Below are 12,013 nucleotides of genomic sequence, written 5' to 3'. Positions count from 1 at the left end.
ACCCTACGCCAAATACTTATCCTGCAAATAATTCCTCGCACGATTATCCAGCCCATATTCCACTTCAAGCCAGCTATCGATCGAACCATGTCGTTCATAGATCGCCTGCAACGCCGTCACGATGAACTCTTCCTGCACGGAGAGCACATAAGAGAACTGCCCTAGCGCTTTCTCATTCAGCGTTTCCGATAAATGCGCCAGCAACTGCTGACGGAATGGCGTCAGCGTGGTATCTGTGAGCAGGTAATCTTCCATCACGGTCTGTTCATCGGCTCCCAATGCAAACATCACCAGTGCCGAACCGATACCTGTGCGATCTTTCCCCACCGCGCAGTGCTGTACCAGCCCGCCCTCATCTGGCCGTAATAGTAGCGACACCAGTTGCTTATAGGCGGAATTATTGAAGGGCAAACGGCGGTAGAGTTCTAACATAAACGCGCGGGAATCAAATGCCGCCAGTACATCGGACCCCAACGAATCCAGGTTGGCCGTCACCTCGTGGCGTAATGGATTGGCCGGATAAGCGTGATAATTGGCCCCAGTCCACAGTACATCGGGTTTCTGCGCAATTTCATCGGTATCTCGATAGTCCACCACGTGAGAAATCGGCACACCAGCAAGGTGTTCACAATCCGCCGGACTCAGCAGATCCAGCGAACCGGAGCGAAAAAGTTTACCGTGTCGGATAAGCCGCCCGTCAGCAGCCCGGTTACCACCTAAATCACGGAAGTTGATCCCGCCGTCCAGCGGTAATAAAGAGGGATGAAGCAACGTTGATTCGGTCATACATCTCCTTGCGAGGTTGAAAGGCGAGCAAGGCAACCGTATTACACACACAGAGCGCGTCGCAGGTTAACCCAATAAACCAGAACAAGTTATTAAGATAAAGGCTGGCCTCTGCGATGACCAGCCCAAAATAACATCAACTTTTGTGTTTATTCAGCCGCTAACAAACGGCGTGTCGCATCCAACAGCACCTTGATCACATTCGTCTCGGCCAGCTTCATGGTGGCAACATCAGGAATTTCCTGTTGGGTACGATTCACGATAATCCCAGCGATCATACCGGCTTTTAGCCCCTGACTGGCACACATAGTCAGCAGCGTGGCGGATTCCATTTCATAGTTCAGCACCCCCATGCTCTGCCACTCTTCCATCGATCCACGGAAGCGACGCACCACACGTCCAGAGAACGTGTCATAGCGTTCCTGGCCGGGATAGAACGTATCGGAAGACGCCGTAATGCCCACGTGCAACGCGATACCTGACGCCTTCGCCGCATCCACCAGCGCCGTGGTACAGCCGAAATCAGCGACGGCGGGGAATTCCATTGGTGCGAAGTGCAGACTCGCGCCATCAAGACGAACAGCGGCGGTAGTGACCAGAACATCACCGACATTGATACCGGGTTGAATCGCCCCCGTTGTACCGACGCGCAGGAAAGTGCGGATGCCGAGCTGCGCCAGCTCTTCTACCGCGATTGACGTTGACGGCCCACCGATACCGGTCGAGCAGACAATGATTGCCTTACCGTCCAGCTCTGCACGCCAGGAGGTAAATTCACGGTGTGATGCCAGATGTACCGGGTTATCCATCAGGCGAGCAATTTTTTCGACACGTTCAGGATCGCCGGGCACGATAGCCAGCGTCGCGCCCTGTAAATCGTTCTTGACCAGACCAAGATGGAACACATCAGATGTAGACATAACTGCCTCCCGGGCAATCAATTGGGTATTCAGAGAAATCGCGCCGAATGCCTCATCGAACCCGCTTGTCGCAGTCTGTAAGCATCCGTCTAATAAAAGACTTTAGCGCATCATTACGTCTTTTTGAGTGACGCCAGTCACCTATAAAAAAGAAACAATAGTCAACATACATAAAAAACGTGACATAAATCACTTTTTATTGGGTAAGGAATTCATTTTTGCCGATTAATTGTCTTCTAGTGTAGATTCTTTAATCATTGATAGTATTTATCATGACATCCCTCTTTCACATGAAACCCGGCAGACCGATAACAGGAGAGCGCGTAATGAAGACTGATGAACAGACGACCTTCAAACATCTTCCTCAAGGGTTATCCCCGGCGGTAAAACCGCAGGGCTTCTCCATCATTACCACGGATTCTGTCGGTATCGTTGCCAGTGAAACCACCATCCCTTCTCAGGGTGAGCAGCTACCCGCCTATATCGCCAAGCCAACGAACCATGATGGACCACTCCCTATCGTTCTGGTGGTGCAGGAAATTTTCGGCGTTCATCAACACATTCAGGATGTTTGTCGCAGGCTGGCTAAACAGGGCTATATGGCCATCGCCCCAGAGCTGTATTTCCGTCAGGGCGACCCCAGCCAATATAACGACATTCAACAAATCCTGACTGAGCTGGTGCATAAGGTTCCCGATTCACAGGTGCTGTCCGATCTCGATCACAGCGCCAACTGGGCGATTAAGCAGGGCGGCGATGCCAGCAAGCTAGCAATAACGGGGTTCTGTTGGGGCGGACGCATCACCTGGCTCTACGCCGCGCACAATCCACAACTCAAAGCGGCCGTAGCCTGGTACGGCAAATTCACCGGTGAGAAAACGCTGAATAGCCCCAAACATCCGGTCGATATTGCAACGGAATTGGAAGCGCCCGTGTTGGGATTATACGGAGCGAAAGACGAGAGTATTCCGCTGGAAAAAGTGGATATCATGCGACAGGCGCTACGCGCTGCGAACGCGACGGCAGAAATCATCGTCTACCCCGATGCCGGGCATGCTTTTCATGCCGATTATCGCCCTAGCTATCATGAAGAATCCGCACGCGACGGCTGGCAACGGATGCTGGCATGGTTCCAGAAAAACGGTGTAGCGTAGCACCATCACACGTATGTTCTTACCTACGATCTAAAACGCCACCGAACAACGGCGGCGTTTGTGTTTCAGCGTTTTACACCAGCAACCTTAGAACGTCGTCCAGTCACCATTGTTGCCTTGATCTTTCGCAGGCGTCACGGGTGCTAAAGACAGCGTTGGGGTTCGTGTTGGGGTCGATGCATAAGAAGCGGCTTTGCCATTGCCATACGGCAGCAGTTTAAACGCGCTCACCGCTTCCGCCAGAACGGAAGCCTGTGCTTGCAGGGAAAGTGCCGCAGAGGCAGATTCTTCAACCAGAGCCGCATTCTGCTGAGTCGTGGTATCAATTTGTCCCACCGCCAGATTCATCTGGTTAATCCCGTCGCTCTGTTCACGACTGGCCTGTGAGATTTCGCTGATGATCTCATTCACATCCCGAACATAGCCGGTTAATCCGCCCATGGTTTCTTCAGCAGTATCCACCAGCGACATACCTTCCTGAATTTTGTTCACAGAATCGTCGATCAAGTCCTTAATCTCACGCGCGGCCGTCGCACTGCGCTGTGCCAGAGAACGTACTTCGCCTGCCACCACCGCAAAGCCACGTCCTTGCTCACCCGCACGCGCCGCTTCAACCGCCGCGTTCAGTGCCAGAATATTGGTCTGGAAGGCAATGCCGTCGATCACACCAATAATCTCGGCCATACGTTGGGATGAATCACGAATACCGCGCATTTTCTGCGTCACGGACACCATGACATCACCGCTTTGTTTGGCGGCACCAGAGGCTTTATTCGCAATGTCTGTCGCCTGTTGGGTGTTTTCCGCCGTATTTTTAATGGTGGAGGTCAGTTGTTCCATCGAGGCCGCCGTTTCTTCCAGTGAGCTGGCCTGCTCTTCAGTGCGCGATGACAGATCCTGATTACCTGCGGCAATCTGTGAAGCCGCCGTCGAGATCGTTTCCGCTCCGTCACGTACCTGTCCGACAATCGTGCTCAGGCTGGTGTTCATGTGATCCAACGATTGCAGCAGCAATCCCGTTTCATCTTTGCTGGTAACAGTGATGCGTGAGGTCAGGTCGCCCTGCGCTACTCTGTCTGCTACTTGCAAAGCCTGCTGTATCGGCCGGGTTACGCTGCGCGTGATCGACCAGGCAATCAATGCCCCAAATACGGCACCTAACGCCAGAATGAGCAGCAGAATAATACGTGTCTCGCTGTATACCTCAGCCATGGCTTCAATAGAGGTGTCCATCGCATCATCCTGGTAGTTCACTAATTGCTTCACCGCATCACGGTATTGGCGTTGAACCACGTTCAGGTTGTTGTTGAACTCCTCGATCGCCGCTTCCCTATTGCCCGCGACTACTTCGCTAATGATTTTATCGCCAGACTTCAGAAACTCAGTACGAATCGCGCGAATCGCACGTAGCTGGGTGACCGAACGTTCTTCAACAGTTTGACTTTCTAGCTTGTCCAGTAGACGACCAATTTCCTGACGGAATTCATTCACGCGAGTCACGTTTGTCTGGATCTGTTCCTCACCCGAAACCAGCATCAGCCGCTGATACGCCACCAGAATACTCGTGACATTGTCGATGAGATTATTAGCATCCATCGTTTGTGGATAGACGTCTTTGACAATGCCTCTGGCACCGTCCTGAAAGCCGGATAACTTAGACAGGGAAAAAATACTTACGGCAAACAACATCAGAATCAGGATGGAAAATCCAGCCCCCAATCGATAACCAATACGCCAGTTTGCTAAATTCATGTCTCACTCCTTTTAGGTAATGCATAGCAAGGTCAGTTGCGCACATGTCGCAGCGTGATAGACCACAGGGCGGAGAATGGCTGGCTGTCCGAAGGAAAAAGCGGTTTCCTTCTGATATACCAGAGATACCTTGAGGCAGGCATTTTTACGCACGTTCTCAGCATGAGAGGCGCGATCGAAAATCAAATAGTTTTCCTCAGGTGTTGAGGTGCAAAAGTGGCAATAAATCTAACAGTGGTACAAATACGGTTGATAAGACCGCGGAGACGTTATCGAGGTGAAATGATGACCTTCCCTCTCCGTATTCGTGCATCCATAGCCGTTCCTGTGTTATTCGTTTTATCGGCAACTTGTTTCTGAACTTTACAAATTGATCGTTTAAATCATTCAAAAACAGACAATAAATAGATTGTAACTATCAAAAATTAAGTTTCGATCGGAAAAATCACAGGTTAATTCAACAATAATTAACAAAAATAACGCCTCAACCACATCAAATGATAGTCAGACATATTTGATATTAAAAATAAATAGATGGAATATTTCTTAAAAAAGGACAACAAACTGAATAAGCAGGGGAAAAAAACGTATTTACTCTATATACCCTAAATAATTCGAGTTTCAGGACAAAAACGGCAAGGCGTTTTTGAGCAGCGCTTGCGCTGACCCCGAAGGGGTGAGGCCATAAGGCCGAATAACGCGGCAAGGGAAGGACAAATTCGTCGGGAACGAATTTGACCAGCCAACGGCTGGCATCCGGTGAGAGACAGGATGTCTCTCATTTCATCCCGATGAGCTTACTCGGGTAAGTGATTCGGGTGAGTGACAAATCTGCCAAAGGCAGATTTGAACGCTGCTGGCAGCGGCCCCAACGGGGCGAGGTGCACGTAAGTGTACCGAGTAGCGCAGCCAACGCACATGCAACTTGAAGTATGACGGGTATCGCGAGATAACGGAATCAGGGAGGCCATTACCCCCCTGATGAAGCAGACGTCGCGATGCAACGCGGGCAAATTATGGCGGTAAATTTACTCTTTATTTGCCAGCGCCAGCATAGGTGTGCTCATCGGCCTCGCTGCATAAGACTCGGCATTACCGCGGCTATGCGACTGTATTTTAAACGCACTCACCGCTTCCGCCAGCACTGTTGCCTGTGATTGCAGGGACTGTGCCGCAGAAGCCGATTCTTCAACCAGGGCCGCGTTCTGTTGTGTCGTGGTATCAATTTGTCCAATTGCCAGATTCATCTGGTTAATGCCATCACTCTGTTCGCGACTGGCCTGTGAAATCTCACTGATAATGTCGTGTACATCTCTGACGTGAGCCGTTAATCCCCCCATTGTCTCTTCAGCGGTATCGACAAGCCCCATACCTTCACGGATTTTGCCCACGGAATCATCAATTAGAGCCTTGATTTCTCGTGCTGCTGTCGCACTGCGCTGCGCCAGCGAGCGAACTTCTCCTGCCACCACCGCAAAGCCGCGCCCCTGCTCACCGGCACGCGCCGCTTCAACCGCCGCGTTCAGCGCCAGAATGTTGGTCTGGAACGCAATGCCGTCGATCACACCGATGATCTCTGCCATACGCTGGGATGAATCGTGTATCCCACGCATTTTCTGCGTCACGGAAAGCATCACCTCACCGCTTTGTTTCGCCGCACCCGTGGCTTTATTCGCAATCTCCGTCGCCTGTTGGGTGTTTTCCGCGGTATTTTTAATGGTGGATGCCAGTTGCTCCATTGAGGCTGCCGTTTCTTCCAGCGAGCTGGCCTGTTCCTCTGTACGCGATGACAGATCCTGATTCCCTGCCGTGATTTGCGACGCCGCCGTCGAAATCGTTTCCGCGCCGTCACGGACCTGGCCGACAATCGAGCTCAGGCTAGTATTCATACGATCCAACGATTGTAGCAGCAGCCCAGTTTCATCCTTGCTGGTCACCGTGATGTGTGAGGTCAGATCGCCCTGTGCCACTCGGTCTGCAACGTGTAAAGCCTGCTCTATCGGACGGGTAACGCTACGGGTGATCAACCAGGCAATCAGTGCGCCAGCAGCCGCGCCGAGCACCAAAATAAGCAGTAAAATGAGACGCGTACTGCTGTATACGTCTGCCATGGTTTCGACAGACGTATTCATCGCCTCATCCTGGTAATTCACCAACTGTTTCACCGAGTCACGGTAATTGCGCTGAATCACGTTCAGGGTGTCATTGAATTCCGCTATGGCGACGTCGTTATTACCCGCCAACGCATCACTGATTATTTTATCGCCGGACTTGATGAACTCGGCACGAAACCCGCGGACAACCCCCACCTGCTTGCGGGAACGCTCTCCTGAGGCATTGCTTTCCAGATTATCAAGCAGACGGCTAATTTCCTTGCGGTACGCCATAATCCGATCGACATATCCCTGACGCTGTTCCTGACCGGATACCAGCATCATCTGCAAATAAGCGACAAAATGCCCATTCACGTTATCGATGAGCTCATTAGCATCTACCGTTTGTGGATAAACCTCTTTGACGATGTCTCTGGCACCATCCTGAAAACCGGATAGTTTAGACAGAGAAAATAGACTCACAGCAAATAACATCAGAATCAGGACGGCAAACCCGCCTCCCAATCGATAGCCGATACGCCAATTCGCTAAATTCACATCTCACTCCTTTTAGGTAAAGTATAATAATGTCGATGACGCAGAGTTATTGCCTAATAATGTTGCAGGATGGAAAATAATGGCTTTTCGGAAAAATAAACTCTCTTTATAGGTATATAGTTGCTACCTATAAAGTATAATTGGCGGTATATTTTCAACATAACCAATCTATCAAAAATATAAACAACCCCTCCTTGTTCGTGCATCCTGACCTGCATCTATGCCGTTTACCTTATCGGCACAAGATTTCTTAGCTTTATGATTAGGTCATTTAAATATTCAAAACAAGACAGGTTAATTCAGCGAAAAAATATTCATTTATCACGAATAAAATCCCATCAAAAACAAAAAATAAAGCGCGATCGCGTGGCAATTTTATTAAAGTAAAAACACTATATTTAATATGAAGAAGGGAAAAAACCGAAGAAGGAAATAGCAATTTTACGTAGAATTAAAAAACAAAACATGTATTTTATTTACCACTTATACATGAAAAATCAGGGAGCCAATAGACTCCCTGATATCATCGATAATTAACGCTTATTGAGCTTCACGCAGACGCTGTGCTGCCTGAACCATATTTGCCAGAGCCTGACGTGTTTCCGGCCAGCCACGGGTTTTCAGACCACAATCCGGGTTCACCCACAGGCGTTCAGCAGGAATACGCTGTGCCGCTTTCTTCAGCAGAGCTTCCATCCATTCCACGCTCGGTACGTTTGGAGAGTGAATATCGTAGACGCCTGGACCGATTTCATTCGGGTATTCGAACTCTTCAAACGATTCCAACAACTCCATATCGGAGCGAGAGGTTTCAATGGTAATCACGTCCGCATCCAGCGCGGCAATGGAATCCATGATGTCGTTGAACTCGCAATAACACATGTGGGTATGGATCTGCGTATCGTCTTTCGCCACCGCAGCATTCAGACGGAAGGCATCCACAGCCCAGGTCAGATAAGCATCCCAATCCGAGCGGTGCAGCGGCAGACCTTCACGCAGCGCCGGTTCGTCAATCTGGATGATGCCAATGCCTGCGGCTTCCAAATCGGCGACTTCATCACGCAGCGCCAGCGCAATCTGCTTAGCGATGGTTTCACGTGTGACGTCTTCACGCGGGAAAGACCAGCACAGGATCGTCACCGGACCTGTCAGCATGCCTTTCATCGGCTTGTCAGTCAGAGACTGTGCGTATTTCGCCCATTCAACGGTGATTGCTTCTGGACGACTCACATCACCAATGATGACCGGCGGCTTCACGCAGCGAGAACCGTAGCTCTGCACCCAGCCGTTCTGGGTAAAGACAAAGCCATCCAGATGCTCACCGAAATACTCGACCATGTCGTTACGCTCGGCTTCACCGTGCACCAGTACGTCTAGACCCAGACGCTCTTGCTCAACCACAGCTTGCTTGATGTGCTCGGCAATACCAGTGCGGTAGTTATTCCCGTCCAAACGACCCTGTTTGAAATCCAGACGCAGGCCGCGAATTTCGGTGGTTTGTGGGAAAGAACCAATCGTAGTAGTCGGCCATGCTGGCAGATTAAAGCGCTCGCGCTGAGCATCGGCACGCACGGAATACACATTCTGACGCTGGCTGTCCTGTGCGGTGATGGCCGCCAGACGCTGCGCAACAGCGGCGTTATTCACACGGGTAGAAGTGCGGCGAGCGCGAATCGGCGCGCTGTAGGCTTCCAGTGCCTGACCGTTCCCGCTGTTCAGCGCCTGAGACAGCAGTGACAATTCCGCACATTTCTGAATCGCAAAGGCAAACCAGCTCTTCACTTCATCATCCAGACGCACTTCAACACTCAGGTCGATAGGGCTATGCAGCAAAGAGCATGAACTGCCCAGCCACAGATCACGCGTCCCCACCAGCGGTTGCAGGCGCTCAAACCAGCTACTCAGGTCAGCACGCCATACGTTACGGCCGTTAATCACCCCCAGAGACAGCACCCAATTAGCAGGCAGTTGGGCGCTCAGCGTAGCCGCATCGTCCTTACCGTGAACCAGATCGATATGCAGCCCCTGAACCGGCAGCGCTTTGATCGTTTCCAGATTCTGGCTAACGCTATCGAAATAGGTCGTCAGCAGCAATTTCACCTGACCTTGCAGCGCATCGTAAGCCGGTTTAAACGCGGCCAGCCACTCTTGCGGCAGTTCCAGCGCCAGTGCAGGCTCATCGATCTGCACCCACTCAATGCCGCGCTTCGCCAATTCAGCCAGCACCTGCTGGTAAACCGGCAGAATGTCTTGCAGCAGCGACAGGCGGTCAAACTGTTCGCCTTTCACTTTGCCCAGCCACAGGTAGGTCACCGGGCCTAGCAGAACAGGCTTCACTTTATGGCCCAACGCCAATGCTTCATCCACCTCATCCAGCAGTTGCGTCCAGGTCAACTTAAACTGCTGCCCCTGAGTGAATTCTGGCACCATGTAGTGATAGTTCGTGTTAAACCATTTGGTCATTTCTGCCGCAGCGGCAGGCTGACCGGTTGGCGCACGTCCACGACCAATACGGAACAGCGTGTCCAGATCGACCGAGCCGTCTTCATTCTGATGACGCGCAGGTACGTTACCCAGCAGCAGACTCGTGGTCAGCACATGGTCGTACCAGGCGAAATCACCCACCGGCAGCAGATCAACGCCAGCATCCTTCTGTTGTTGCCAATGACGCGCACGCAGCTCACGTCCGACGGTCAGCAACTCTTCCTGTGTCGCGTTACCTGCCCAGTAGCTTTCCTGCGCTTTTTTCAGTTCACGGCGTAGTCCAACGCGCGGAAAACCCAGTGTGTGATTCACAATCGCCATCGTTAATTCCTCATTTAGCCGTCCAGATGTTTACACATCCATAATCCGCAGGTAGTGTAGTAAGCACAAGCGCAATTTATTCACTGTCACTGTGAAGGACTCTCATGATCGAATTCAAACACCTGCGAACGCTGCAAGCACTGCGCAATACCGGATCGTTAGCCGCCGCTGCCGCTGCACTTCACCAAACCCAATCGGCGTTGTCCCACCAGTTCAGCGATCTGGAACAACGCCTTGGGTTCAGGCTATTCGTGCGTAAAAGCCAGCCGCTACGTTTTACGCCTCAGGGAGAAATTCTGTTGCAGTTGGCAGAGCAGGTGTTACCGCAGATCCAGCAGGCATTGCAGGCCTGCCACGAGCCGCACCAAACCACACTGCGTCTGGCCATCGAGTGTCATAGCTGTATTCAGTGGCTGACGCCTGCGCTAGACGAGTTTCATCAGCACTGGCCGCAGGTCGTAATGGATTTTAAATCGGGTGTGACATTCGACCCTCAGCCAGCGCTCCAGCAAGGCGAATTGGATCTGGTCATGACCTCCGACATCATGCCGCGCAGCGGCCTGCACTATTCGCCTCTGTTTGATTTTGAGGTCAGGCTGGTGCTTGCTCCCGAGCATCCACTGGCAAAAAAAGAGAAGATCGAACCGGAGGATTTCAGCACAGAAACTCTGATGATCTATCCGGTACAGCGGCAGCGGTTGGACGTCTGGCGTCACTTTTTACAGCCAGCCGGCGTCAGCCCTGCGCTGAAAAGCGTGGATAACACACTGCTGTTGATTCAGATGGTCGCCGCCCGTATGGGCATCGCCGCGCTACCGCACTGGGTGGTGGAAAGTTTTGAACGCCAAGGACTCATTGTGACCAAATCGCTGGGTGATGGGCTTTGGAGCCGGTTGTACGCCGCCGTCCGCGATGGAGAACAGCGCCAACCAGTGCTTGATGCATTTATTCGTTCGGCGCGTCAGCACGCTTGTGATCATTTACCGTTCGTGAAGGACGCTTCACGACCCAATGCTGGTGTACCCACAGCGAGGACGTAATGATTGCTGTCCCCACGATAAAGCTCAGCCAGTCTGGCGTTTTGTGCCAGATGGCGAAGTTGACCAGTAGCCCAGCCGGCACGTGAAAGTTATTCATTATGCTGAGCGTTCCGGCATCCACCTGGGTTGCGCCATAGTTCCACATAAAATAACCCAGGCCTGAAGCGCCAATCCCCAGCCAGGCCAGTACACCCCACTGCAAGGTTGTGGTGGGTAGCTTAGCCATATTGCCGAAGAGCAGCCACGCGACTATCGTCACGATTGCCGCTCCCAGATAAAACCAGGAAAACGCGCAGTGCTGCGGCACAGGATGAATCTCCATCAGGCGCTTATAGCCAACTTGGCCTGCGGCAAAACACACGTTAGCCACCTGCACCAGCAGGAATCCCCACCAGAAATGCTCACTCACACCGTGATAGTGGATCACGGCTGCGCCGAATACTGCCAGCAGCGCACTCATCGCATAGCCCCAGCGCAAGCGCTGCCGAGCAAGCAGATCGTAAATTAGCGTGACGTACAACGGCGTCATCACTGTGAAGAGTAAAAACTCAGGTACGGTCAGGTACAGGTAAGCCTGGAACACGAACAGGTACATGATACCAAGTTGGCAAGCACCCACTAACATATACAAAAAAATAACGCGCGGCGTGTAGCCCCGCCAACGTAAGAATGGCAAAAAGACTACCGCCGCCGCCGTCAGGCGGAACATCGCAGAAAACCAGCTATCGACCTGACCCGCCAGATATTCGCCAATCAGGCTGAATGAAAATGCCCACAAGATCGTGGTGATAATAAGTAATGGCACGACAGCATCCACTGAGAAAAAAGTATCGCCATTGTAGCGGAGATGGCTGAATGGATTTCAGGCAAAGTGGTTTACATCAGAGCAAATAACAATCAATTGA

The 12,013-nt window shown here is 51.7% G+C and carries 8 protein-coding genes; 2 read left to right on the top strand and 6 right to left on the bottom strand.

Features of this window, described 5'->3' with window-relative positions; genetic code table 11:
* Positions 1–3 precede the first annotated feature (3 nt).
* Both A7983_RS08800 and udp read right to left on the bottom strand, forming a co-directional pair.
* A complete protein-coding gene (locus A7983_RS08800; RefSeq protein WP_005968364.1) occupies positions 4–786 on the bottom strand; it encodes a tyrosine-protein phosphatase in 783 nt (260 codons plus the stop codon).
* A gap of 149 nt (positions 787–935) precedes the next feature.
* Positions 936–1,706 (bottom strand): uridine phosphorylase, encoded by a 771-nt coding sequence (udp, locus tag A7983_RS08795; RefSeq protein WP_005968362.1) that lies wholly within the window; start codon positions 1,704–1,706, stop codon positions 936–938.
* 326 nt (positions 1,707–2,032) lie between these two features.
* Between udp and A7983_RS08790 the strand changes: the two genes are divergently transcribed.
* Positions 2,033–2,860, top strand: coding sequence for a dienelactone hydrolase family protein (locus A7983_RS08790; RefSeq protein WP_005968360.1), 828 nt, complete (start codon positions 2,033–2,035; stop codon positions 2,858–2,860).
* A gap of 87 nt (positions 2,861–2,947) precedes the next feature.
* Here the strand turns inward: A7983_RS08790 and A7983_RS08785 are convergent, their stop codons facing one another.
* The 3 genes from A7983_RS08785 to metE all read right to left on the bottom strand — a co-directional run bounded on the left by A7983_RS08785 (position 2,948) and on the right by metE (position 10,068).
* Positions 2,948–4,612 (bottom strand): methyl-accepting chemotaxis protein, encoded by a 1,665-nt coding sequence (locus A7983_RS08785; protein WP_005968358.1) that lies wholly within the window; start codon positions 4,610–4,612, stop codon positions 2,948–2,950.
* A gap of 1,028 nt (positions 4,613–5,640) precedes the next feature.
* Positions 5,641–7,263, bottom strand: a complete 1,623-nt coding sequence (locus tag A7983_RS08780; RefSeq protein ID WP_005968356.1) for a methyl-accepting chemotaxis protein — start codon at positions 7,261–7,263, stop codon at positions 5,641–5,643.
* A 540-nt stretch (positions 7,264–7,803) separates the two neighbouring features.
* Positions 7,804–10,068 carry a 5-methyltetrahydropteroyltriglutamate--homocysteine S-methyltransferase gene (gene metE, locus A7983_RS08775; protein ID WP_005968354.1) on the bottom strand — a complete coding sequence of 755 codons (2,265 nt, stop codon included), beginning with the start codon at positions 10,066–10,068 and terminating at the stop codon, positions 7,804–7,806.
* Positions 10,069–10,172: 104 nt separating this feature from the next.
* On the opposite strand from metE, the gene metR reads away from it, so the two are divergent.
* On the top strand, positions 10,173–11,108 hold the full coding sequence (metR, locus tag A7983_RS08770; RefSeq protein ID WP_005968353.1) for an HTH-type transcriptional regulator MetR: 936 nt from the start codon (positions 10,173–10,175) through the stop codon (positions 11,106–11,108).
* On the opposite strand, the gene A7983_RS08765 is transcribed toward metR, so the two are convergent.
* Positions 11,014–11,913, bottom strand: coding sequence for a carboxylate/amino acid/amine transporter (locus A7983_RS08765; protein ID WP_005968352.1), 900 nt, complete (start codon positions 11,911–11,913; stop codon positions 11,014–11,016). The genes metR and A7983_RS08765 overlap by 95 nt on opposite strands.
* Between the last annotated feature and the right edge of the window lie 100 nt (positions 11,914–12,013).

The organism is Pectobacterium wasabiae CFBP 3304, from assembly GCF_001742185.1.
GTDB lineage: Bacteria > Pseudomonadota > Gammaproteobacteria > Enterobacterales > Enterobacteriaceae > Pectobacterium > Pectobacterium wasabiae.
Note: the sequence above shows the minus strand (reverse complement) of the source record. Positions and strands in the feature narration are given on the sequence as shown.